The following is a 23,023-nucleotide window of genomic DNA, read 5'->3' as shown; positions in this document are numbered from 1 at the left end:
AACCCAAAAACCGGCTTCAGTGTTTGCTCCGGCGGCTTTTCGCTACTTTTTTACTTCGTTATTCGGTGTTCAACATTCGATATTCGTTATTAAAATTTTTAAGCAAATAGCGAACACTCAATAACGAACACCGAATACCGAAGTGGGCGTTGCCCATCACGCTTTGGGCCAATTCGTATCAATGCCGCTGCTTCGGACCCGGTTTTGAAACTCCTCCAGCAGCGGTTTTTGCTCCCGGACGGTGCGGGGAATGACGTTTTTCTGAAGCGCAAAAGCGGCCAGATGACCAACGGCTTCACCGATGCTCCACTCGACCGGGTGGAGTCGGTAACAGCCGTTGGTGATGTGTGTGGTGCCGATGTTCTTGTTGGCGGGTAACAGGTTTTCCATGCGTTGGGGCAATAGCGCCCCGAGCGGGATCTGGAACGGCAGCGAGCCGAAGTCGATGTAATTGTTGCCCCGGCTGCTTGGGTGCAGGTCGATGTGGTAGTAGCCGATGCCGACGCTGTCGTAAAAATCAGCCGCCGTATTGCCGGTTTTTTGTCCGGTAATCAGCGCCCGGTTGGCCGCGCCGACGTGCTCTTCCAAAACCGTAAAAACCGCCTTGATCCGGCGCGATTCGCGCACGTACGGGTACTTGGCCATGCCGTCTTCGGTGCCCATGATGTCGGGACGCAGCCGCAGCCCCGGCCAGCCCTGCCCGCCATCGGGACGCGGAGCTTCGGTTTGTAACCAGTAGAGCAGCGACAGACTCAGTTGTTTGCCCCGGTCGACCTGCTTCTTAAACTCTTTGTCACTCACACCAACCAGATTACCCAGAAAATAATCGTTCTGAGGCCAGTTGACCACCGTAATGTCACTGAGAAACGTCCCCGGTTTAAAGTTATTTTTGGCAATTAGCCGCCGGTAATTCCAGAGATTGAGGGCCGAGCCGGTCGGGATGCCTTCGGGATGAAAGCCAAGCTGTTTTGGGTCCAGGGTGGTGGGGCTGGAGTAGGTCAGATCGAGTAGTTTGCCCGACCAGGCGGGTGTCAACTGAGGGATGAACTTTTGCCAGAATGCGTATTCCGCCGGTTTTTCGATCAGGTGGCTGGCGGGTTTGCCGTTCAGTGTCGGCACATAATCCATCGCAAAACAAACCGTAAACGCCTGCTGGTTGGTGGGGTCGGCTTTGTCGGGGGCGTGGAGTTCACCGGTTTCCTTTTTCGATTCCGTGCCGGTTACAAATTCGGTTTTGGTCAGCGGGAGTAAATCGCCCAGTTCGGTGGCATCGACAAAATAGGGAGCGGTCAGCACGACTTCTTTCCCGGAACGCAGGCTGAGCGCTTTTAACGCACGAACCCGGTCACCGGTGGTGTCCGCGCTCACGATTTTGTGTTCCAGCAATAAAGTTAGCTGTCCGGTACTTTGGTAGGGAGCGAGCATGTCCTGCAAAACCGCCACCGCGACGCGGGGTTCGTGGCAAAGCCGCGACACGGCACCATCTCCAGGGTTCAGGTGTTTCCGGTTGCGGGCTTCGTCGGTCAGCGGGTAATTCCGAATATAGTAGTTTCGAACGGCGGTTCGAAAATCCCGGTAAAGCTGCGTAGCGCCGTGGGTTTCAATCCATTGGTGCTCGTCGGGCGGAACGCCCTGCTGGCTGATTTGCCCGCCGATCCAGTCGGTTTCTTCCGTCAGGACAACCCGCAGATTCACCCGCAATGCAGCCAGGGCGGCTGCACAGCCTCCCAATCCGCCCCCGGCAATAACCACATCCGCCGAAAATTCGTTATCCGTATGCAGCCGATTCGACCAACGGGCTGACGTTGCGGCCGAAGCCGGGATACTACCGGAAAAGACCGATGTCGCCGTGGCAAAGCCCAGGGTAACGGTTTCGATGAAATTTCTTCGATTCATGAACAAAACAATGACAAAGGAGAAGTGGGTTGATTTCTGGCGGCAATTTGCAAATCAAAGCGGATAAGTGGAAACTTCGCATCAGGTTAACCAACTTTCCCCGGTTTCTTCTAATTTTGGACACTCGAAGCAGAACTCTTTGATATACTCGTACAAAACCGCATATGGCAGAATTAATCCGCATGCCCAAGATGAGCGACACCATGACTGAGGGTGTCATCGCTGAATGGCATAAGAAAGTAGGCGATACCGTTAAGTCGGGCGACGTGCTGGCCGAGGTCGAAACCGATAAGGCGACGATGGACCTGGAAGCGTACGACGAAGGAACGCTGTTATACATTGGAGTTGAAAAAGGTCAGGCAGTTCCGATCGATGGTGTCATTGCCGTGATTGGGAAAGCCGGTGAAGATTACAAAGCGTTACTGGACGGTTCATCGAACGGCGCGGCCGAAGCTCCGGTCGAAAAACCAAGTCCGGCTCCCAGTCCGAACGGGTCCGCTCCCGAACAATCGACCAGCCAGACACCCGATGCCAAAGCGGTTTCGGCAGCACCGGCTGCCAACGTCAACGCGACGGTGATCCGGATGCCGAAAATGAGCGATACGATGACCGAAGGAACCATCGTGGCCTGGCATAAGAAAGAAGGGGATACGGTGAAATCGGGCGATGTGCTGGCCGAAGTCGAAACCGACAAGGCAACGATGGATCTGGAAGCCTATGAAGAGGGCACCCTGCTCTACATCGGCGTGAAAGAAGGCAACTCGGTGGCCGTCGATGAAGTGATTGCGGTCGTGGGTGAAAAAGGCGCTGATTTCAAAGTGTTGCTGCAGGGTGGACAGCCCGCAGCCGCTCCGCAGGCTGAAGTGCCGAAAGCTGCCGAAGCCCAACCAGCAGCTCCGGCCGAAACCGCAGCCGGCAGCGACCATGAAGGACGAATTTTTGCCTCGCCATTAGCCAAGCAGATCGCCAAAGATAAAGGCGTCAACCTGGCCGAAGTGCAGGGTTCAGGCCCCGACGGGCGAATTGTGAAGCGCGATGTCGAAACCTTCCAGCCTGCTCCGGCTCAACCGGCCCCGGCTTCCAAACCGGCCGAAAAACCGGCTACGGCGGCTCAACCGGCTCCGGCTACCCAGTCTGCTGCGGCTGCCAGCCCAGCCGGAAGCTACGAAGATATTTCGGTGACGCAGATGCGAAAGACCATTGCCCGCCGGTTGTCGGAAAGCCTGTTTACCGCGCCCCATTTCTATTTGACCATGGAAATCAACATGGACAAGGCGATGGAACTGCGCGGCAAAGTCAACGAGGTCAGCCCGGTGAAGGTGTCGTTCAACGACTTCGTGCTGAAAGCCGCTGCCCTGGCGCTGAAAAAACACCCGGCCGTCAACTCGTCGTGGCTGGGCGACAAAATCCGCCGGTACCATTACGTCAACATTGGCGTGGCCGTTGCGGTCGACGAAGGCCTGCTCGTGCCGGTCGTTCGGAATGCCGATCAGAAAACGATCTCGGCCATTGCCGCCGAGGTGAAGGACCTGGCCGGGAAGGCGAAGGACAAAAAACTCCAGCCGAAAGACTGGGAAGGCAGCACGTTCTCGATCTCCAACCTGGGCATGTTCGGTATCGATGAGTTTACGGCCATCATCAACCCGCCGGACTCGTGTATTCTGGCGATTGGGGCGATCAAACAAACCGTTGTGTTCGACGGTGACACGCCCAAGCCGACCAATGTCATGAAAGTGACGCTTTCGTGCGATCACCGGTCCGTTGACGGGGCTACAGGTGCGGCTTTCCTGCAAACTTTTAAAGGGCTGCTGGAAAATCCGTTCGGCATGCTGGTATAAACACAAGAGATTTAACGTTTAAGGTTTACGGTTTAACGGTTTTGGGGACGAATTCGGATCCCCGGCGGTTAACCTGTAAACCTTTAAACATTGAATAGCAGATCATCAATCGAATGCAGAAAATTCATGCAACTACCGTGGTCGGCATTATGCACAACGGTGAAATCGCGCTCGGGGCGGATGGCCAGGCCACGATGGGCAATACAATTGCCAAAAGTAACGTTCGAAAAGTACGCAGTCTGCTGAATGGCAAGGTATTGGCCGGTTTCGCCGGATCAACGGCCGACGCCTTCACGCTGATCGAGCGGTTTGAAGAAAAACTCAATGCCTACGGTGGCAATCTGAAACGGGCCGCCATCGAACTGGCTAAAGACTGGCGCACCGACCGCTACCTCCGTAAACTGGAGGCCATGCTGATTGTCGCTTCCAAAGAGGATATGCTGGTGATTTCCGGCACCGGTGATGTCCTTGAACCCGATCAGCAGATTGCCGCCATTGGTTCCGGCAGCATGTTTGCGCAGTCGGCGGCCATTGCCTTGAAAAAACACGCTCCGCAATTGACCGCCGAAGAAATGGTGCGGGAAAGTTTGCATATTGCAGCCGACATTTGCATTTATACCAACCATAATCTGGTGGTCGAGACGATCCGCTAGGTTTATCATCACCGGCTCGTTACTTCGTAATTCGGTGTTCAATATTCGATATTAAAACGATTGAACAAATATCGAATACTGAATAGCGAATAACGAATATCGAACGTAAAAAGCGGTCTGAAAAGGACGTTGAATTCCAACTACAAAACCCAATGAGAGCCATCCGATCAGTTTTGCCAAAGGCAGTTCGAAAACGGATTATATTCGGTTTCGGAATAGCGCTTTTGCTGATTGTTTTGGGGTTCGGAGTTACGTTATACAGTTACCAGCAATACCGGGAGGCAAGTTCCGAAATTACAGATAGTCAGCAGGTAATCAACCGGTTGACACGAGTGCTGTCGCTGATTACCGATGTGGAGACGAGCGAGCGTGGGTATGTGGCCTCCTCAGGAGATGGCAATTACCTGAAAGCGTTCGATGCGGCTGTTCCGCAGTTTCCGAAAGAGTTTGAAAAAATTCGGGAACTGGTGGCCGATCATCACCAACAAAGTCAGAATCTGGATTCATTGATCCGGCGAATCGATATCAAATTGGTAACCGCGCGTCAACTGATCGACGCTATGAAAAACCGGGTGCCGATCTCCATTGTCCGGTCGTATATGTGGCTCGGAATGACCCACATGGACCAGGTTCGGAAGGTGCTGACCGACATGAATACCCTCGAACAAGAAAAGTTCGACCGGTTTTCGCAAGCCGCTGAAGATTCCTTTTTGAATACGCTGATTGGGATTTTTACGGTTTCGCTACTGACTTTAATTACCCTGATTGTGTCCTACAATTTGCTGGAAAATGAGTTGAATACGCGCCAGATGAGTGAGAACCAGCTTCGGGCGTATGAGGATGAGTTACAGGAGAAAATTCAGTTGCTGGAAGTTTCAAACGAAGAGTTGGAACGGTTTGCATTTGTTGCTTCCCATGATATGCAGGAGCCGTTGCGAAAGATCCAGTCATTTGGCTATTTGCTGCGTGACCGGCACCAGCAGGGTCTTTCGGAGGAGGGTGTCATGTATCTGAACAAGATTCTGCAATCGGCGGAGCGGATGTCCAAGATGATCAAGGATCTGCTGAATTTTTCCCGGATTTCGAACAAGCAGGAGCCGTTTCGAATGGTTCGGCTGGGCGATGTCGTACAGGGTATTTTGACAGATCAGGAACTTAAAATCAAAGCCGCAGGAGCCCGGTTTGAGATTGGAAGTCTGGCGGCTATCGAAGCCGTACAAAGTCAGATGGATCATCTGTTTTCGAACCTGATCTCGAACGCTTTGAAGTTTACCAAACCGAATGAGCCTCCCTTGATTACCATTCAGGGCCGGACCGTCGATGGGGATGCGTACGACGAACTGATTCCTGGTAAAAGATACTACCGAATTACTGTATCGGACAACGGAATTGGCTTTCATGAAAAATACCTTGATCACATATTTAAAATTTTCCAGCGGCTTCATGGCAAAACGACCTACGAAGGAACCGGCATTGGCCTTGCCATTTGTAAACGCATCGTATACAACCATAAAGGATTGATTACGGCCCAAAGTCAACCGGGCGTTGGCTCGACCTTTATCATTATTTTACCCGAAAAAACAGACCCAGTCTGTTCACGACAATGCAGCAACTCACGAAACCAGTGCATATACTCTTAGCTGATGACGATGAAGACGACCGCTTCCTGACGCGTGAAGCGTTTCGCCAGCAATTCCCGGTAACCGAAATGTCGATCGTGGAAGACGGGGAAGAATTAATGGAGTTTCTGCGTCGATCGGGCCGCTACCAGAACTCGGAGCATGCCCTGCCGGAGTTGATTTTGCTCGATCTGAACATGCCCCGCAAAGATGGCCGGGAAGCCTTGCAGGAAATCAAGTCGGATCGGGACCTGCGCCATATTCCGGTCGTGATTCTGACCACATCGGATGCCAACGTGGACGTCGATAATTCGTATCTGTGGGGCGCCAACAGCTTCATTACCAAACCCGCTTCGTTCAAAAAGCTGATGGACATCATCCGGACGATTGGCGATTACTGGTTCAATGTGGTGAAAGTCAGCGGTCGGAACTAGAAACCGGGCGGCCGTAGGCCGCTCATTCACCCACTTTGAGCGTCGTGAGTTGCACCATGATTTTTTCCAGATAACTCATGACGCTTTTCATCGTGCCCGGCTGGTATTTATTCACAAAAACCGTGAAGCTGAGCAACTCACCATCGGCCGATGTGGCATACCCGGCATAGGCCCGGACGCCTTCGATGGTGCCGCTTTTGGCCCTGACATTGCCAGCCGCCGAGCTGCCCCGGGCCAGCCCTCTGACCGTTCCGGATTCGCCCACCACCGGGATGCTGTCGTAGAAAGGTAAAAAACTTTTTTCCTTCGACATGGCCGCCAAAATCCCGCTCAGACTGGCGGCTGTCAGCGCGCCGACGGGCGATAAACCACTCCCATCTTTGGGCCGGAACCCGGTCAGATCAAGGCCTTTAGCCTGCCAGAATTGAATCATTTGTCGAATTGCCTGCTCGGTGCTGACGGGTGATTTTGCCAGGGCGTTTCCGGCCAGGATCAGTAAGGCTTCGGCATACAAATTGATGCTGTGGTAATTGGTTTGCCGGGCAATTTCGCCGAGTGGAACCGAGGTGTGGAGGTGAAGCCGGGTGCGCCTGGTTCCCGGAGCAATTGCCAGATTCCGGGTTTCCAACGTACGGCCCGGACCGACTGAAACCGGAGCATTGTGGACGATAAAACCCGCTCGTTGTAACCGCTCGTTTAAGGCAAAAGCGGCTACAAAAGCCGGATCGGGCAGCGAGCCTTTTACGCCAAACTCACTGACACCTGCCGGGACAGTGCCTTCCAGAAAGACCTGGGTGGCTGGGGGCGCATTGTAAATAATCACTTCGTCGCCCGACCCGGCCGGTCCGGTTCGGACGTTATTTTGGAGTTGCAAAAAGGGCGTGGGAGGTTCGGTCCGGAGCAGCGGAGCGGGCTGCCCGACGGTTTTGGCTGGTTTAAAAACTGCCCGATACAGGTTTTCGTTGAAGTTTAAACCGTGGATACCCGCACCGTAATAGTTGCCGATATCACCCCAGACCCAGGTATCGGGCACAGGCTGTGTCTGAATCGCCGAGGCATCGCCAATGACCGAACCCCGGATTTGCCTGATTCCGGCCGCCTGCACGGCATCGGTCCAGGTACGGAGCAGGGTGGGCGCGTCGGCAAATTCGGTAAACCGGCTGCTGCCGAGCGTGGGATCACCCGAACCGTGAATGTACAGATTGCCATGGAGAATACTGTCCCGGATGCTGCCGTCGTATTCCAGCGTGGTTTGGTACGAATGATTTTCACCCATCACCGCCAGCGCCGTGGCCGTCGTGGCCAGTTTGAGCGTGGAGGCCGAGGGTAAGCTCAGTTGGGCGTTAAACTCCAGAAGCGGAACGCCATCGCGAACCCGGCGAACCGATAGGGCGACCGTGCCGTTCCGGACCGCCGGGCTGCTTTGAAGCTGGCTAAGGGTGGCTTGTAAGCGTCGCAGGGCCAGGGAATCGGCGGATGAAAAGGCCCGATGATAGGAAAACAGCAGGAAAACAAAGCCAAAAAGCAACGACTGGGGCCTGCGCATGGAAGTCCGAAAAGTACCGGTAGTTTATGAAAGTGTATTTCTGTAATATTGCAAAATTACCAGAATCTTAAGCCCGTTTCTGTTGTTCTGATCAAAATACAAAACAATTTTAAAGCTTCCCAGGGTGGTTGACGTGCGACAGTCGGCTGCCGGGGACATTAATCAAATCGAATGAAGTTAACATTTTGGGGGGCGGCCCGTCAGGTAACCGGTAGTATGTTTCTTCTGGAAACGGACGATCAATACCGTATCCTGATTGATTGCGGGACTGATATGGACAAGAAGGCCGCCCTGAATGGCCAGGCCGACGAAGGCGCTGAAACGTCGAACCCCGGAGCCGGGTATTTTCCCTTCGAGGCTTCCATGATCAACGTGGTTCTCCTGACGCACGCGCACATCGACCACAGCGGCAACCTGCCCAACCTGTACCGGGAAGGCTACGAGGGGCAGATTTTATGCACCGATCCGACGTATTCGCTGACGAATTTATTACTACAGGATGCGGCTGCCTTAAACTACCGCCGACTCAGTGAGGTTGGAAAAAGCAAAAAATCGAAGGTTCGGAAAAAGCTGGCGGGGCTTCAGAAGGAATTGTTTCTGGAAAAGCAGGTGCGCGAGTCGATGGAAAACGTCGTACCGATCCAGTTTAACCGAAAATTTAAACTAGCTGATGATGTCGATGTGACATTCATTCCAGCCGGTCACTTGCTGGGGGCAGCCCACATTCTGATCAACGTCTACGAAAACGGCCAGAAAAAAAGCATTTGCTTTTCCGGCGATCTCGGTCGCCGGAAATATCCGTTGCTGGCTGACCCAGAACCGATTCCACCGGTCGATTACCTGATTTGTGAATCGACGTACGGAAACCGGTTGCACGTTGATACCATTACGCCGGAGGCTACGCTGGCCGATGTCATCAAACGAACCTGCATCGACATTCCGGGAAGGCTGATCATTCCATCGTTTTCGGTCGGCCGGACGCAGGCGCTGCTGTACACACTCAATCGGTTGTATACCGAACAGGGATTTCCGAACATTAAGGTCTTCTCCGACAGTCCGTTGGCGCTGGAAAGCACGAAGGTGTACCAGAAAAATCTGCGACTGCTCAACCGGGAGGCCAAAGAGTACTACGAGGAAAACGAATCCCTGTTCGACTTTGCCAATTTTGAATACCTGGAAAGCTCGAAAGCCAGCCGGGAAGTGTCGAATTACAACGAACCCTGTATCATCATTTCCTCCTCGGGCATGGTCCAGGGTGGGCGTGTCGAGCAGCATGTAGCCGCCAACATCAGCAATCCGTATTGCACCATCCTGATTATTGGGTATTGCGCGGAAGGAACCCTGGGCTGGCGGTTACTGAACGGGCAACCGACCATTTCGATCAAAGACAAAGAGGTGCCGGTTCTGGCAAAAGTGGAGCGGACGGATGTGTTCAGTGGCCACGGCGACCGCGACGATCTGGTCCGGTTTGTTAAAACCCAGTCGCCCGAAAAGCTGAAAAAACTCTTTCTGGTCCACGGCGAACTTACCAGCATGGCGGCTTTTCAGCAAACACTAGCCGAGGAAGGTTTCACCCAGGTGGAAATCCCGATGCGGGGCCAAACGTACGAGTTGTGAGCCGGAACGGTTGCCGAACCGGATTTTCCGCTAACTTTGCCAATTGAAAAAAGGGCCGTTGCATTGTGACGGAACAGAATCCTGCTGATCGGACTTCGGAAACGGACCGGTGCCGGACCCTTGAGACACAATTTTTGGATGAGGACATACTTGGATTTCGAAAAACCGATAGCCGATTTAGAAGTACGACTGGTCGAAATGAAAAAACTGGCCGAAACCAGCAACGTCGATGTGACGGAAGCGGTTGCCTCGCTGGAAGTCAGCATTGAGAAACTCCGCAAGGAGATTTTTGACAACCTGACCCGCTGGCAGCGTGTCCAGCTTTCCCGCCACCCGGACCGGCCCTACACACTCGACTACATTTCGCTGATGTGCGATCAGTTTATCGAACTGCACGGCGACCGCACCGTTCGGGATGATCCGGCGATGGTGGGCGGTTTTGTCGAAATGGACGGGCAGACCGTGATGCTGATCGGACAGCAGAAAGGCCGGAATACGAAGCAACGCCAGCACCGAAACTTCGGCATGCCAAATCCGGAAGGTTACCGGAAAGCGCTGCGGCTGATGAAGCTGGCCGAGAAATTCAACAAGCCCATCGTGACCATGATCGATACGCCGGGTGCGTTTCCGGGTCTGGAAGCCGAAGAACGCGGCCAGGGTGAGGCCATTGCCCGTAACCTGAAAGAGATGTTTATGTTGCAGGTGCCGGTTGTTTGCATCGTCATCGGCGAAGGGGCGTCGGGCGGGGCGCTCGGCATTGCCATCGGCGACCGGGTGCTGATGCTCGAAAATACCTGGTATTCGGTGATTTCGCCCGAAAATTGCTCGACCATCCTCTGGCGGAGCTGGGACTACAAGGAACAGGCCGCCGAAGCCATGAAGCTGACCGCCCGCGACATGGAAAAAAATAAACTTGTCGATGGCATCATCGAGGAGCCGGAGGGAGGTGCTCATACCGACCACGCCGAAATGGCCCGTCGAATCAAAAAAGTAATTCTGGATACAATCGTTGAACTCAACCAACTGACGCCCGAACAACGCATCGATCAGCGGATCGAGAAATTCTGTTCGATGGGCGTGGTTGTCGAATAGGCACTAACACGGATGGCAGGAGTTTTAAAGCCCGGTATCAAAAATATCATTTTCGATCTCGGCGATGTGATTATTCCCATCGACTTGCGTGCGCCGATTCGTAATTTTGCCGCTTTGTCGGGCCTGGGCGAAGACGAGGTGGAGTCGCTCTGGCGCGAACACGGTCTGACGCTGCAATACGAAACCGGGTTGATCGATGATGCTGCTTTCCGGCAACACGTTCGGCAGTTGCTCAGGAACGATAGCTGGGCCGACGAGGTCATCGACACGGCCTGGAATACGGTTTTGCTGGACCTGCCGGTTGAGCGCGTTGAGCGCGTTCGTCAGTTAACGGGCGAATACCGGTTGTTTTTGTTAAGCAACACCAGCCCGATTCACATTGCAGGTGTCAATAAAATCCTGGCGGCACTCGGACAGCCTTCGCTCGAGCAGATCTTCGAACGGGTCTATTATTCCTACGAGGTCAAACTGGCGAAACCATCGCCGGAAATTTACCAGCATGTCTTAAGTACCTCAGGGTTAAACGCGGAAGAAACCGTATTCCTGGACGATAACCCGCACAACATTCGGGCGGCTGCGGAGTTAGGTATCCGGGCCGTGCAGGTTCAACCACCCCTGACGATTCTTGATTACCTTCGTGATGAATCCACAAACGAGGACATACCTCCTGCAAGCTAGCCTTTTTGTTCTCACCCTGTTTTCAACGACGGCGGCCGGGGCCGAATGGATGTACGGTCGTTATTTTCTGGACCCGGAACACGGCATTGGCTGGCCGGAATTCTGGCAAGGGCTGCATTACTCGATTCCGTTCCTGGCGATCCTGACCGTTCACGAATTCGGGCATTTTTTTGCGGCCCGCTACCACCAAGTTCGTGTCACGCTGCCGTATTACATTCCGCTCTGGTTCGGACTGGGGCAGACCATTGGCACCCTGGGAGCCTTCATTCGGATTCAGGATTTCATCAACAGCCGGAAAAAATTTTTCGACATCGGTATTGCCGGACCATTGGCCGGTTTTGTGTTGGCGCTGGTGGTGTTGTGGTACGGTTTTACCCATTTGCCACCCCCGGAGCATATCTTCTCCATTCACCCGGAATACAAGCAGTATGGCCTGGCATTTGGGCAACACGTCTACAAAAACCTGCCACCGGAAAGTGTGGTCCAACTGGGCGACAACCTTATCTTCTGGTTCTTCAAAACCTACGTGGCCGATCCGGCCCGGTTGCCGCATCCCTACGAAATGATTCATTATCCCTACCTGATGGCGGGGTATTTCGCCCTTCTTTTTACCGCGCTGAACCTGATTCCGATTGGGCAACTCGACGGGGGGCATGTCTTGTACAGCCTCATTGGTCAGCGGGCTTTCCGGATTGTGGCACCGATTTTATTGATCCTGTTTGCGTTTTACGCCGGATTGGGGTTCATCAAACCGTCGGATTTCGTCCTGGGCAACGATCAGGAGTTTGTCAATGAACTTGGCTACCTGGCGTTGTACATTTTCGGCTTGTACCTTAGTTTTCAGCGTATTCACGAAAATCGGATCACGGTGCTGTTGCTGGCATTAAGCGTCGTGGCTACGCAATTTGTAGTATTGCTCATTTTTCCAACCGCCGAGGGGTATCCCGGTTTTCTATTATTTATCCTGATTCTGGGGCGCTTTCTGGGCGTTTACCACCCCGAAACCCATGATCAGGAGCCGCTGAGCACCGGCCGGGTGGTGCTGGGCTGGCTGACGCTGCTTATTTTTGTGCTTTGTTTGAGTCCCAAACCCTTTATTTTTACCTGAACACTTCCCGTGTAGATGGTATTTGAACCCTATGTTTAGTGCAATAGCCCGTTGGTTGTATACGCTGGCAGGCTGGAAACTGGTTGGGCCGGTGCCGAAGCTACCCAAAGCCATTTGGGTGCTGGCCCCCCATACGACCAACTGGGATTTTCCGGTTGGACTGGGTGGTCGGGCCATGACCCGTGTACGGATTCAGTACCTTGCTAAAAAAGAGCTATTCACCTGGTATTCGGGATGGCTTTTCCGGCTGCTGGGCGGAAAACCGGTCGACCGCAGCCGGTCGACCAACCTGGTCGATGCCATCGTGGACGTGCTCAATCAGAACGAGTACCTGCACATATGTATCCTGCCCGAAGGGACCCGCTCCGACGTCGAGCGGCTTAAAACCGGGTTTTACTACATGGCCCTCAACTCCGGCGTGCCGCTCATTCTGACCGGTTTCGATTATCCCCGAAAAACCATCTTCCTGAGTGAGCCGCTCTACATGACGGGCAATTTTGAAGCGGACATGCGCCCGATTTACGACTTTTTCAGCCAGATACAGGGCAAGAAGAAAACGTGGCTGAAACGCTACGAACAAACCGGGCAGATTCGTTAAGTACCCACGGGCTTTAGCCCGTGTAAGCTTCTATGATTCGGAGTTGGTACCAACTAAAAGGTGATACCGGCTCACACGGGCTAAAGCCCGTGGGTACGGAGATACGTCACCATCAGTTCTCCAGCCCGGTCGGATGCGCCGGGGCCGCCGACTTTCCCGCGTAGTTCGGCGTAGTCGGTTTGCTGGCGTTGGTGGTCGGGGCCACCCGGCAGGATTCGCTTCAGCTCCCGGACCAGGTTGTCGGTGGTCAGCAAATGCTGGGTCAGTTCGCGGACCGCTTCCCGATCCAGAATGAGGTTGACCAGCGAAATAAACCGCACCGCAATCAATCGCCGGGCCACCTGAAACGTCACCCACGACATTTTGTAGCAGACCACTTCCGGAACGTTCAGCAGGGCGGTTTCCAGCGTGGCCGTTCCGGACGTGACCAGAGCCGCATCGGCCACCGTGAGTAGGTTATACGCATCATCCATCACGATCGGAATGTCCGGAAAACCGGCAAGCAGGCTGTTGTAAAGCGAAGCGGGCAGGTTACTGACGCCCGATACTACAAACTGATAATCCGGAAAGGACGATACCACCGCCAGCATATCCGGGAGCATTTTAGCCACTTCCTGATGACGGCTGCCAGGCAGCAGGGCGATGATCGGCTTGTCGCTCAATTGGCGGTTTTCCCGATAATCCGGATCCGGCTGGAACCCGGCAATGGCGTCCATCAGCGGGTTGCCGACGTAATCCACTTCGTACTCATAGTTCCGGAAAAAATCAACTTCGAACGGAAAAATGACAAACAGCCGGTCCACCGACGCTTTGATTTTCAGCGCCCGTTTCTGGTTCCAGGCCCAGACTTTCGGGGAAATGTAGTAAAATACCCGAATCCCGTGCTGTTTGGCAAACCGGGCCATCCGGAGGTTGAACCCGGCGTAATCGATCAGAATCAGCACGTCGGGGCGGGTTTGGAGCAGGTCCTGCTGGCAGTCGCGCAGGTTCCGACGAATGGTGCCCAAGTTTTGTACTACTTCCAGAAATCCCATGAACGCCATCGTCCGGTAATGCCGCACCAGCGTTGCCCCGGCTTCTTCCATCTGCTCACCGCCCCAAGCCCGAAACCGGGCGTCGGCATCATGGCGTCGGATGGCTTTGATGAGGTTGCCGCCGTGCAGGTCGCCGGAGCGCTCTCCGGCAATCAGGTAGTACGTCATAGGCTATTCCCCGTAGTAGTCCACGTAGTTTTTGGGGGTTTCAAACAGCCGGATCTGATGCAGCCGGGCTTCGGTGATTTGGTCGAGTGCCCGCTCCAGAATTTTCCATATTTCAACCACAAAAATCTCGCAACTCGCCATTTTACCCGTCATGAAATCGACGTCGAGATTCAGATTTTTATGATCGACCTGGTCAATCACCTCCCGTTTGATGACATCGGCCAGCACTTTCAAGTCGATGACAAAACCGGTATCGGGATTCGGTTTTCCTTTTACGGTAACGATTAATTCAAAGTTATGCCCATGTCCGTTTACATTCGCACACGGACCAAAAACTTCTTTATTCTTTTCCTCCGACCAGGCCGGATTGAACAACCGGTGGGCGGCATTGAAATGCTCTTTTCGACTGACGTATACCATCGCTTGGGCGATTCCGCGTTTGGGGCCACGGCGGACCATTTTGTTGACCGCAAAATTACAGTCTTCGCAGCGTTTATAAAAATCCGAATGTAACCGGCTTGCGCTGTCTTCGTCATGAACAACGCACCGGCCCGGAACGTGCCCGTTGGCAAGTCTCTGTTGGAATAATTATATTTTTTCGTCAAATGGTGGATAGGTTGATGTAGTCTTTTCTTCTAACTTTACACCCTGCTTATTGTAAAGATTTCGTTACTTTTCTCTAACCTAAAACAATCGTTGCTCAATTCTACGGAGTATGATAATTGTTACGGGCGCAACCGGCTTCATCGGAAGCTGTCTGATTTCTCGATTGAATCAGGAAAATTTCAATGCGATCATTGCTGTCGATGATTTTTCGCGGCAGGATAAATTGGTAAACCTGGAGGGTAAACGCGTGCTTGAACGGGTCGACCGGGAGGAGTTTTTCGACTGGCTGGATGAAAACTACCACGAAATTGAATTTCTGTTTCACATTGGCGCCCGGACGGATACGACCGAATTCGACCGTAGTATTTTTGAGCATCTGAACGTTGAGTACTCGAAAAAAATCTGGCAAAAATGCATCGACTACCAGATTCCGCTCGTGTACGCTTCCTCGGCCGCAACCTACGGCCTGGGCGAACTAGGGTACGATGACAACGAATCGCTGATTCCGCAGCTAAAACCGCTCAATCCGTACGGTGAGTCGAAAAACGAATTCGACAAATGGGTGCTGGAACAGGAGCAGCATCCATTTTTCTGGGCCGGACTCAAGTTCTTTAACGTGTACGGCCCGAATGAATACCACAAAGACCGCATGGCATCGGTGATTTACCACGCCTTTTGCCAGATTCAGCAGAAAGGGGCGATGAAGCTGTTCCGGTCGCACCACCCCAATTTTGCCGACGGCGAACAGATGCGTGACTTTATCTATGTCAAGGATGTAGTCGATGTCTGCGTGTTTCTGATGCATCACCGCCGGAATTCCGGCATTTACAACCTCGGCAGCGGAAAAGCCCGCACCTTCCTGGATTTAGCCCATAATACGTTTCTCGCCATGGGCGTTACGCCCCAGATTGAGTTCATTGATACGCCGGAAGACATTCGCGATAAGTACCAGTATTATACGCAGGCCACCATGAGCAAGCTGCGTTCGATTGGCTACTCCCAACCTTTTCAGACGCTGGAAGAAGGTATAAGCGACTATGTGAAGAACTACCTCGTTCCGGGGAAAACGATGTAAGCGCTGCGGTTTGATCCGTTTACGGTCCTGTTTTTGTCACGGTTTGTCATCCCGACGACAGGAGGGATCTTCGAGTGCCGGAGGGAATGTCTGTCTCACCCGAAGATCCCTCGTTCCTCGGGATGACAGAACCGTAAACCGAACACTCCGCCCTCTTACACACTTCGAAACTGTTGCCGAAACCGGGCGGGGGTGACGCCCTGTTTTTTCCGGAAAGCCTGCACGAAATACGACACATTCTCAAAACCGGCCTGCTCGCTGACGACCGTGATGCTCTCGTCGGTGCGGGTCAGTAAGTCGCAGGCGTAGCGAATCCGCAATTCCGTCACGTATTGGGTGAGCGTCTGGCCCATTTGTGACTTGAAATACCGGCAAAAAGCGGCCGGATTCATGTTGGCCAGACCGGCCACTTCGTCCAGTGAAACCGGCTGACTGACGTGTTGCAGCAAATGGCCGATCACGCGACTGAGCCGCTCGCTCTGCCGGTTTTGGTGGTATTCCGGCAAGTAGCCCGGCGAAATGGGAGCCAGGGTGTCGGAATGAGCAATCCGATCGAGAATATGCAGCAGCCCGGTCAACTGGGCCAAACCGCTCAGCGACAACAGTCCTTCCAATTGCTGCGCGACCTCCGTGCGAAGCGGTTCCAACAACTTCAGCCCAACGCCCGCCCGCTGGAGCAGCCGCTGAATCGGTTTGATTTCGGGTAATTCCCAGAAAGCTTCACCCGCGAATTCCGGCGCGAAACGAGCAATGATGGCCTCAGCCAGAAGCGGCCGGTCGGGCTGGCCTGCAACGGCGTCATTCTTCCAGTAGTGGGGTAAATTTGACCCCAGCAGCACAATCTCACCCCCCGAAAACCGCTCGATGCTGTGCCCGATAAACCGCATCCCGGCACTCGAAACGACGTAATTCAGTTCGATTTCGGGGTGAAAATGCCAGGGGTTCAGAAAGCCGGCGACGCGCTCGTGCCGCAAATCGAAGGAGCGGTTGGGTTGCTGCGGCACCAGAAGCCGGTCGGGGCGGTTGGGCATACGAACAGAGTTAGTTTTATTAAGGAAGTTGAAATTTGCAATGTTTTTTCAAAAATTCGAAATAATGCAAAATCAACAACAAAAGTGGCAAATGTCCTGTCAGAATAATGAAAGAAAATAGCGGAATTTTGCTGCTATGAAATCCATAACCAAACTCCTAACCGTCGTCAGTATCATCGCCGTATCCAGTTCTGCGGGCTTGACGCAGCCGCCCAACACACTCAGCCCGGCCGAACGGCGGGAAGGTTGGCAGTTGCTCTTTGACGGTGCCACCACCCACGGCTGGCGGGGCGCTTACGCGACGCAGTTTCCGGCCCGGGGCTGGGTCGTCAAAGACGGCGAACTCCGGGGTGAACTCCACGAGGGGGCCGAATCGGGCGATGCGGGCGATATTGTGACCGTCAAAAAATACCGTCATTTTGAATTTGCCTTCGATTGGAAACTAGGCCCGGGCGGCAATAGCGGGGTGAAGTATTTTATCGAAGAACGCCAGCCGAAACCCGAAAAAGGCTCCCAGGCCGGGTACGAGTATCAGCTCATCGACGATGCGAATTACATCTATAACGGCAAAAAGCTGCCCGCTGACCTGAAAACCGCATCCATTTACGATGTGGTGGCGGCTCAGAAACCGGACGTATCCGTCGGGACCTGGCACCGATCGCGGATCGTTGTGAATAAAAACCGCATCGAACACTGGCTCGATGGGGTGAAAGTGCTAGACGTTGACCGGGCGTCCGACGCGTTCCGCCGGGGCGTTACCGAAAGTAAATTCAGCACGTACCCGGATTTTGATAAAATACCGGAGGGCCACATTCTGCTCCAGGACCACGGCCACAGCGTTGCTTTCCGAAACCTGAAAATCAAAACCTTACCATGAACCGCCGACAGTTTCTACAACATAGTGCGCTGGCCGCTTCGGCCGTACCCGCGCTGGGTTTTCCGACCCTTGTACCGGCTTCCGTTTTTGGCAAAAATGCGCCGTCCAACCGCGTGACGGTTGGCCTGATTGGAACCGGTCGGCAGGGCTACGGGCAAAACCTGCAAGGCGCTGATTTAAAAGCGATTGTCGCACGAATTCCGGGTCTGCTGGATCTTGCCGATGTTCAGGTCACGGCTGTTTGCGACGTCGATAGCTGGCGGATGGACAAAGCCAAAACGACTATTGAAGCCCATTACGCGAAAAAAGCGCCGAACGGAACGTACAAAGGCTGTTCGACCCACCGCGATTTTCGGGAAGTGATTGCCCGGAAAGACATCGACGCCGTGATGATCTCGACGCCCGATTTCTGGCATGTGCCGATGGGCATTCTGGCGGCAAAAGCCAAAAAACCGATCAGTTGCGAAAAACCGCTCAGCATGAGCGTCCACCAGGGCCGGGCGCTGGTCGATGCCCTGAAAAAGTACGGGGTTGTCAACCGAACCGATAGTGAGTTTCGCTCCATCCGGCCCCAAAACCTGGCGGTTGAACTGGTACGGAACGGGCGAATCGGAACCTTGCAGAAGATCGAGATTGTCTTTCCGTCGGACCCCACGCCCGTGCCGCCCCAGGTCGATATGCCGGTGCCGAAGGAACTGGATTATGAGATGTGGCTTGGCCCGATGCCGTATGTGCCGTACACCGACATGCGGGTTCACACGCCCTTCGACATCCTGAAACGCCCGAACTGGATGCGGGTTGACACCTACGCGCAGGGCATGATTGCCAACTGGGGCGCACACTATTTCGACATGGCGCAGTGGGCCAACAACAGCGAGTATTCCGGACCGATTGAGATCGAGGGGAAAGGCGAATTCCCGAAAAGCCTCTGGAACTCGATGATCAATTTTTCGGTGAAATACCGCTACGCGAACGGCGTTGAGATGACCTGCCAGCAAACGCCCACCAGCAAGCCCAGCATTCGATACACCGGCTCGGAAGGCTGGATTCTCGTCGAAGGCTATCCCGGTAGCATCAGCGCCAGCAACCCGGCTTTGCTGGGTTCAAAACCGTCGGGCGACGAACTGGACTTGTCGAAAACGCTCTGGGATAAAACCGACTTTGTGGAAGCCGTAAAAACCGGCCGGAAAACGCTCGAACCCATCGAGGTAGGTCACCGCACGATTTCGATTTCACAGATCGGACTGATTGCCTGCCAGATTGGCGAGAAGTTGACCTGGAATCCGGAAAAAGAACTATTCACGGGCAACAATGCGGCCAATGCGTTGCTGACGGCTCCACTAGCGCGTAAAGAGTGGATTGTATAACAACCGCCTGATCATGAAAAAGATAGCTTTTTTTGTTTGCCTGCTATTCGTAACGGTTTACTCGCTGGCACAACGCAAGCCTACGAATGATTTCTTTGTCTTGCACAATGCCATCCGGGGCGATTCGACTTACAAGACCTTCGATCAACAGGTGGCGCTGGTCAAAAGCCTGGGTTTCGACGGTATTGAAATCAACCAGTTGGATTCATTTGAAGGAATGAAAACCGCGCTGGACAAACACCGGTTTACCGGTTCGTATTTCTACCTTAAAATGGACCTCGACGCCCCGCTGGATGCCCGGATCGAACCGGCTATTCAGGCCCTGAAAGGATCGAAAACCATCCTGGCCCCATTTGTTGTCAGCGACAGCAAGCGGTTTAAGACACCCTCGGCCCAGGGCGACTCCAGCGCGGTGGCTCATCTCCGGCAAATTAGCGCCTGGGCCGAAAAAGCCGGTTTGCAGGTAGCGATTTACCCGCACATCTACTTTTACGTCGAACGCGTCGACCACGCCCTGCGGCTGGTTCAGCAGATCGATCGGCCGAATGTCGGGCTAACCTTCAACCTCTGCCACTGGCTGGCGACGACGCCCAAGGCCGATCGAACCGACTGGAAAGGGCTGTTGACCACCTTGAATCCGCACCTGAAAATGATCACCATTTCCGGGGCCAACGACGTGGATGCCTCCCCGACGCAGCCGGGTGGCCTCTGGAATGACTACATTCTGCCCTTGGGAACGGGCACGTTCGATACCTACGAATTCGTCCGCTACGCTGTTCTGGATTTGGGATTCAAAGGGCCGATCGGGGTGCAGTGCTACGCGATGAAAGGCGACAAACTGACCAATCTGCGCAATACGATGGCGGTGATTCAACACTACAAAAACCGCCTGGCGAAGCGGGGGAGCTAATGTATAGTTTACGGTTTTTAGTTTATGGTTTAAAGTTAACGGCCTCTGTTGTTGCTCGCGTGTCGCGAACGACGTCTATTCCAAGGGCCGGTGCCAGTTTCTGAACCACAATTTTCACTTTATACATATGGAATTCACCAGCGAACACCTTCGGATTTACCAGCGTGACGGCTACGTGATCGTGCGCAACCTGTTTTCGAAAGCGGAAGTCGACCGGCTCTATGCGCTGGCCGTCGGCGATGAAGTGTTGAGTACGAAAACCTACGACCGGGTCGATGCGTCGGGCATGAAAACGAAACTGGCCCTCTGGTATACGCTCGACGACAGTTTGTACAGCAAGTTTGCCCGCTCGGCGCGGATCATTGACGCCGTGAGTCAAATACTGGGCGGACCCGTGGCGCATTACCACTCGAAGCTGATGCAGAAGGAACCCAAAACCGGCGGGGCTTGGGAGTGGCACCAGGATTACGGCTATTGGTACAAAAACAACGGTTTTCTGTTCCCCGATATGCTGTCGGTGTTGACGGCGCTGACGCCTTCCACGAAAGAAAACGGCTGTCTGCAAATGATCAAAGGTTCGCATAAAATGGGGCGGGTCGAACACGGTTTTGCCGGGGAGCAGGTCGGGGCCGATCTGGAAAAAGTGAACGAAGCGCTGAAAATCATGCCGTTGGAATACCTCGACATGGAACCTGGCGATACGGCTTTTTTCCACTGTAATACCTTGCACGCGTCGGCGGCCAATTTGTCCGACAAACCGCGCTGGTCGATCATTACGGCCTACAACCTGGCGAGCAACAAACCGTACAAGGATGTCCACGAGAGCAGCTACACGCCCGTTGAGCCTTTCTACGGTGATTTGCTGGCCGAAGAACAGGCCGGAATTACGGATACGGCCGATTTTCTGGTAAAATCCTGATCGGGTCACGGACCCAGCGGTTAGAACGAAGGTGAAACCGCCTTTTTAAGGTTGAACGTGAAGGCCGGTCTTTACGTGACTCAACATTTATTTCCTGCGCTGATGCCCATTCAATTCTTTGCCCCGGCCTGGGGGAACACGCTGCCGTTCGATGTTTTTTGCCGGAATGTCAAAGCCGCTGGATACGACGGAGTAGAAATGGCGTTGCCGTTTGAACCGGACGAAAAAGCGGCCATTCTGGCGAGCCTGGCTAAACATGATTTGACACTGATCGGCCAGTATTGGCAGTCGCTCGAAGCAGACTGGGACGAACACGCCCGCCATTACGAGAAATACCTCCGCCATCTGGCGGAAGCCCGGCCGCTGTTTATCAATTGCCAGACCGGAAAAGACTTTTTTTCGTTCGACCAAAACCGACGGCTGATTGAGCTAGCCGACCGGATTGCGGCCGAAACCGGGGTGAAAATCATTCACGAAACGCACCGGGGCAAGGCGTTTTTTGCCGCCCACATCACCCGCGACTATTTGCAAAAAATGCCCGGTATCCGGCTGACGCTCGATATTTCGCACTGGTGCAACGTGCATGAATCGCTGCTGGCCGACCAGCCGGAAGCTGTCGCGCTGGCGATTCAGCATACCGATCATATCCACAGCCGGGTTGGCCATCCGGAAGGCCCCCAGGTCAACGACCCACGCGCACCGGAATGGGCCGAGACTTTGGCTGCGCACCTGAACTGGTGGGAGCAGGTTGTAGCCCTTCACCGCAAAAACAGAACCGTTCTGACTGTGACAACCGAATTCGGCCCCGCCACCTACATGCCGGTTTTGCCGTACACCCAAATGCCGGTGACGAGCCAGTGGGACGTCAATGTCTTCATGATGAATTTGTTGAAATAATGGTTTTCGGACAAAAGCGGAGGAGTTATCTTTGGGGATGAATGCCGTTACTGCTTGGTTCGGCGGTCTGCTCGCCCTCCTCTCCGCCCTGAATCCGTACCGGCTCCAGCCTGAGCCCGTGCCCGAAACTCCGTTGGTTAGGCTGTCGGGCGAAGCGCAGGGGACAACGTATCAGATTACATACCACGACCGCCAGCAACGAAACTTCCAAACCGCCATTGATTCGCTCTTGCGTGGGATCGACCAGTGTTTATCGACCTACCGCACTGACTCCGAAATTTCGCAGTTCAACCGCTCGAACGCCCACCGGTTTCGATTGCCTTATTTTTACCCGGTTTTGAAAAAATCGGTCGAGATCTATCGGGCTACTGACGGAGCTTTCGACCCGACGGTCAAACCGCTGGTGGATGCGTACGAACAGGCTAAAAAGTCCCGCGACCCCGTTCTGCCTGATGTGGATTCCCTGTTGCAGTACGTTGGTTTTCAGTATATTAAATTTGACTCGGTTTCAGTACGAAAGACAAGACTCCATGTCCGGCTGGATTTCAACGCCCTGGCGCAAGGCTACACGGTCGACGTGCTGGCGGTTTTTCTGGAATCACAGGGTATCGACCGGTATTTGGTGGAAGTAGGAGGGGAAGTGCGCGGCCGGGGAGCGCGCAGCGAAGGCAAGTGGTGGACGGTCGGGATCGAAAACCCGCTCCGGCCGGGTGGTCTGCAAACGACGGTTCAACTCGCCAATCGGGCCATGGCGATGTCTGGTAATTACCGAAACTTTTACCGGCAGAACGGTCAGGTTTACGGGCACATCATCAACCCCAAAACCGGGTTTTCAAAACCGGATGCCTTGCTGAGCGCGACGGTTTTTGCCCCCGACGCCATGACGGCCGATGCGCTGGCGACGGCTTTCCTGGTTATGGGGCTGGAAAAAACAAGGGAGTTTCTGGCCCGTCGCCGGGATCTGGACGCCTATCTGATCTACCAGGACGAACAGGGGAAACTGGCGGTTTCGGCGACGGACGGGATCAGGGCGTTTGTGTCGAAATGAACAAAAAGAGCC

21 protein-coding genes are annotated in these 23,023 nt (G+C 54.0%); 16 read left to right on the top strand and 5 right to left on the bottom strand.

Annotated features, from left to right (window positions below):
* Nucleotides 1–156 precede the first annotated feature (156 nt).
* A complete protein-coding gene (locus tag ACO2Q8_RS15110) occupies nt 157–1,896 on the bottom strand; it encodes an FAD-dependent oxidoreductase (RefSeq protein WP_423345667.1) in 1,740 nt (579 codons plus the stop codon).
* Between the two features lie 164 nt (nt 1,897–2,060).
* Here ACO2Q8_RS15110 and ACO2Q8_RS15105 point away from each other — a divergent pair, with 164 nt between their 5' ends.
* From ACO2Q8_RS15105 to ACO2Q8_RS15090, 4 genes are all read left to right on the top strand, one after another.
* Nucleotides 2,061–3,734, top strand: a complete 1,674-nt coding sequence (locus tag ACO2Q8_RS15105; protein ID WP_423345666.1) for a pyruvate dehydrogenase complex dihydrolipoamide acetyltransferase — start codon at nt 2,061–2,063, stop codon at nt 3,732–3,734.
* Nucleotides 3,735–3,847: 113 nt separating this feature from the next.
* The gene (hslV, locus tag ACO2Q8_RS15100) at nt 3,848–4,387 is read left to right on the top strand and encodes an ATP-dependent protease subunit HslV (RefSeq protein ID WP_423345665.1); all 540 of its coding nucleotides are present in this window, start codon (nt 3,848–3,850) and stop codon (nt 4,385–4,387) included.
* 152 nt (nt 4,388–4,539) lie between these two features.
* Complete coding sequence (locus ACO2Q8_RS15095) at nt 4,540–6,027, top strand: sensor histidine kinase (protein WP_423345664.1); 1,488 nt, start codon at nt 4,540–4,542, stop codon at nt 6,025–6,027.
* Nucleotides 6,012–6,440 carry a response regulator gene (locus ACO2Q8_RS15090; RefSeq protein ID WP_423345663.1) on the top strand — a complete coding sequence of 143 codons (429 nt, stop codon included), beginning with the start codon at nt 6,012–6,014 and terminating at the stop codon, nt 6,438–6,440. The genes ACO2Q8_RS15095 and ACO2Q8_RS15090 overlap by 16 nt, the downstream gene beginning before the upstream one ends.
* Nucleotides 6,441–6,462: 22 nt before the next feature.
* Here the strand turns inward: ACO2Q8_RS15090 and dacB are convergent, their stop codons facing one another.
* A complete protein-coding gene (dacB, locus tag ACO2Q8_RS15085) occupies nt 6,463–7,986 on the bottom strand; it encodes a D-alanyl-D-alanine carboxypeptidase/D-alanyl-D-alanine endopeptidase (RefSeq protein ID WP_423345662.1) in 1,524 nt (507 codons plus the stop codon).
* A gap of 171 nt (nt 7,987–8,157) precedes the next feature.
* Here dacB and ACO2Q8_RS15080 point away from each other — a divergent pair, with 171 nt between their 5' ends.
* The 5 genes from ACO2Q8_RS15080 (at nt 8,158) to ACO2Q8_RS15060 (ending at nt 13,079) form a co-directional block, all read left to right on the top strand.
* Nucleotides 8,158–9,603: an MBL fold metallo-hydrolase RNA specificity domain-containing protein gene (locus tag ACO2Q8_RS15080; protein ID WP_423345661.1), complete on the top strand. Its 1,446-nt coding sequence runs from the start codon at nt 8,158–8,160 to the stop codon at nt 9,601–9,603.
* Nucleotides 9,604–9,741: 138 nt separating this feature from the next.
* Nucleotides 9,742–10,695, top strand: coding sequence for an acetyl-CoA carboxylase carboxyltransferase subunit alpha (locus ACO2Q8_RS15075; protein WP_423345660.1), 954 nt, complete (start codon nt 9,742–9,744; stop codon nt 10,693–10,695).
* A gap of 12 nt (nt 10,696–10,707) precedes the next feature.
* Nucleotides 10,708–11,373, top strand: coding sequence for an HAD family hydrolase (locus ACO2Q8_RS15070; protein WP_423345659.1), 666 nt, complete (start codon nt 10,708–10,710; stop codon nt 11,371–11,373).
* Nucleotides 11,336–12,481, top strand: coding sequence for a site-2 protease family protein (locus ACO2Q8_RS15065; RefSeq protein WP_423345658.1), 1,146 nt, complete (start codon nt 11,336–11,338; stop codon nt 12,479–12,481). The genes ACO2Q8_RS15070 and ACO2Q8_RS15065 overlap by 38 nt, the downstream gene beginning before the upstream one ends.
* 31 nt (nt 12,482–12,512) lie before the next feature.
* A complete protein-coding gene (locus ACO2Q8_RS15060; RefSeq protein ID WP_423345657.1) occupies nt 12,513–13,079 on the top strand; it encodes a 1-acyl-sn-glycerol-3-phosphate acyltransferase in 567 nt (188 codons plus the stop codon).
* Between the two features lie 80 nt (nt 13,080–13,159).
* On the opposite strand, the gene lpxB is transcribed toward ACO2Q8_RS15060, so the two are convergent.
* Entirely contained in the window at nt 13,160–14,281 is a 1,122-nt protein-coding gene (gene lpxB, locus ACO2Q8_RS15055; RefSeq protein WP_423345656.1) for a lipid-A-disaccharide synthase, read from the bottom strand.
* Nucleotides 14,282–14,284: 3 nt separating this feature from the next.
* Nucleotides 14,285–14,701 (bottom strand): 6-pyruvoyl trahydropterin synthase family protein, encoded by a 417-nt coding sequence (locus ACO2Q8_RS15050; protein WP_423345895.1) that lies wholly within the window; start codon nt 14,699–14,701, stop codon nt 14,285–14,287.
* 295 nt (nt 14,702–14,996) lie between these two features.
* Here ACO2Q8_RS15050 and rfaD point away from each other — a divergent pair, with 295 nt between their 5' ends.
* Nucleotides 14,997–15,962: an ADP-glyceromanno-heptose 6-epimerase gene (gene rfaD / locus ACO2Q8_RS15045; protein WP_423345655.1), complete on the top strand. Its 966-nt coding sequence runs from the start codon at nt 14,997–14,999 to the stop codon at nt 15,960–15,962.
* 155 nt (nt 15,963–16,117) lie between these two features.
* Here rfaD and ACO2Q8_RS15040 read toward each other — a convergent pair whose 3' ends face one another.
* Complete coding sequence (locus ACO2Q8_RS15040; protein WP_423345654.1) at nt 16,118–16,993, bottom strand: helix-turn-helix domain-containing protein; 876 nt, start codon at nt 16,991–16,993, stop codon at nt 16,118–16,120.
* Between the two features lie 136 nt (nt 16,994–17,129).
* Between ACO2Q8_RS15040 and ACO2Q8_RS15035 the strand changes: the two genes are divergently transcribed.
* The 6 genes from ACO2Q8_RS15035 to ACO2Q8_RS15010 all read left to right on the top strand — a co-directional run bounded on the left by ACO2Q8_RS15035 (nt 17,130) and on the right by ACO2Q8_RS15010 (nt 23,011).
* Nucleotides 17,130–17,870, top strand: coding sequence for a 3-keto-disaccharide hydrolase (locus ACO2Q8_RS15035; protein WP_423345653.1), 741 nt, complete (start codon nt 17,130–17,132; stop codon nt 17,868–17,870).
* On the top strand, nt 17,867–19,237 hold the full coding sequence (locus ACO2Q8_RS15030; RefSeq protein ID WP_423345652.1) for a Gfo/Idh/MocA family oxidoreductase: 1,371 nt from the start codon (nt 17,867–17,869) through the stop codon (nt 19,235–19,237). The genes ACO2Q8_RS15035 and ACO2Q8_RS15030 overlap by 4 nt, the downstream gene beginning before the upstream one ends.
* Before the next feature lie 13 nt (nt 19,238–19,250).
* Nucleotides 19,251–20,147 (top strand): sugar phosphate isomerase/epimerase family protein, encoded by an 897-nt coding sequence (locus ACO2Q8_RS15025; protein WP_423345651.1) that lies wholly within the window; start codon nt 19,251–19,253, stop codon nt 20,145–20,147.
* 127 nt (nt 20,148–20,274) lie between these two features.
* On the top strand, nt 20,275–21,066 hold the full coding sequence (locus tag ACO2Q8_RS15020) for a phytanoyl-CoA dioxygenase family protein (protein ID WP_423345650.1): 792 nt from the start codon (nt 20,275–20,277) through the stop codon (nt 21,064–21,066).
* A 102-nt stretch (nt 21,067–21,168) separates the two neighbouring features.
* Complete coding sequence (locus ACO2Q8_RS15015; protein ID WP_423345649.1) at nt 21,169–21,963, top strand: sugar phosphate isomerase/epimerase family protein; 795 nt, start codon at nt 21,169–21,171, stop codon at nt 21,961–21,963.
* A gap of 37 nt (nt 21,964–22,000) precedes the next feature.
* On the top strand, nt 22,001–23,011 hold the full coding sequence (locus tag ACO2Q8_RS15010; RefSeq protein WP_423345648.1) for an FAD:protein FMN transferase: 1,011 nt from the start codon (nt 22,001–22,003) through the stop codon (nt 23,009–23,011).
* The last annotated feature ends 12 nt before the right edge of the window (nt 23,012–23,023 follow it).

This window comes from Larkinella sp. VNQ87, from assembly GCF_049445795.1.
In the GTDB taxonomy this organism is placed as follows: Bacteria; Bacteroidota; Bacteroidia; order Cytophagales; family Spirosomataceae; genus Larkinella.
Note: the sequence above shows the minus strand (reverse complement) of the source record. Positions and strands in the feature narration are given on the sequence as shown.

Excerpts from the sequence above, each read along its gene's own strand:
- ACO2Q8_RS15110 (WP_423345667.1), bottom strand. The coding sequence starts at position 1,896 with ATGAATCGAAGAAATTTCATCGAAACCGTTACCCTGGGCTTTGCCACG.
- ACO2Q8_RS15105 (WP_423345666.1), top strand. The coding sequence starts at position 2,061 with ATGGCAGAATTAATCCGCATGCCCAAGATGAGCGACACCATGACTGAG.
- hslV (WP_423345665.1), top strand. The coding sequence starts at position 3,848 with ATGCAGAAAATTCATGCAACTACCGTGGTCGGCATTATGCACAACGGT.
- ACO2Q8_RS15095 (WP_423345664.1), top strand. The coding sequence starts at position 4,540 with ATGAGAGCCATCCGATCAGTTTTGCCAAAGGCAGTTCGAAAACGGATT.
- dacB (WP_423345662.1), bottom strand. The coding sequence starts at position 7,986 with ATGCGCAGGCCCCAGTCGTTGCTTTTTGGCTTTGTTTTCCTGCTGTTT.
- ACO2Q8_RS15080 (WP_423345661.1), top strand. The coding sequence starts at position 8,158 with ATGAAGTTAACATTTTGGGGGGCGGCCCGTCAGGTAACCGGTAGTATG.
- ACO2Q8_RS15075 (WP_423345660.1), top strand. The coding sequence starts at position 9,742 with ATGAGGACATACTTGGATTTCGAAAAACCGATAGCCGATTTAGAAGTA.
- ACO2Q8_RS15070 (WP_423345659.1), top strand. The coding sequence starts at position 10,708 with ATGGCAGGAGTTTTAAAGCCCGGTATCAAAAATATCATTTTCGATCTC.
- ACO2Q8_RS15065 (WP_423345658.1), top strand. The coding sequence starts at position 11,336 with ATGAATCCACAAACGAGGACATACCTCCTGCAAGCTAGCCTTTTTGTT.
- ACO2Q8_RS15060 (WP_423345657.1), top strand. The coding sequence starts at position 12,513 with ATGTTTAGTGCAATAGCCCGTTGGTTGTATACGCTGGCAGGCTGGAAA.
- lpxB (WP_423345656.1), bottom strand. The coding sequence starts at position 14,281 with ATGACGTACTACCTGATTGCCGGAGAGCGCTCCGGCGACCTGCACGGC.
- ACO2Q8_RS15050 (WP_423345895.1), bottom strand. The coding sequence starts at position 14,701 with ATGGTATACGTCAGTCGAAAAGAGCATTTCAATGCCGCCCACCGGTTG.
- rfaD (WP_423345655.1), top strand. The coding sequence starts at position 14,997 with ATGATAATTGTTACGGGCGCAACCGGCTTCATCGGAAGCTGTCTGATT.
- ACO2Q8_RS15040 (WP_423345654.1), bottom strand. The coding sequence starts at position 16,993 with ATGCCCAACCGCCCCGACCGGCTTCTGGTGCCGCAGCAACCCAACCGC.
- ACO2Q8_RS15035 (WP_423345653.1), top strand. The coding sequence starts at position 17,130 with ATGAAATCCATAACCAAACTCCTAACCGTCGTCAGTATCATCGCCGTA.
- ACO2Q8_RS15030 (WP_423345652.1), top strand. The coding sequence starts at position 17,867 with ATGAACCGCCGACAGTTTCTACAACATAGTGCGCTGGCCGCTTCGGCC.
- ACO2Q8_RS15025 (WP_423345651.1), top strand. The coding sequence starts at position 19,251 with ATGAAAAAGATAGCTTTTTTTGTTTGCCTGCTATTCGTAACGGTTTAC.
- ACO2Q8_RS15020 (WP_423345650.1), top strand. The coding sequence starts at position 20,275 with ATGGAATTCACCAGCGAACACCTTCGGATTTACCAGCGTGACGGCTAC.
- ACO2Q8_RS15015 (WP_423345649.1), top strand. The coding sequence starts at position 21,169 with ATGCCCATTCAATTCTTTGCCCCGGCCTGGGGGAACACGCTGCCGTTC.
- ACO2Q8_RS15010 (WP_423345648.1), top strand. The coding sequence starts at position 22,001 with ATGAATGCCGTTACTGCTTGGTTCGGCGGTCTGCTCGCCCTCCTCTCC.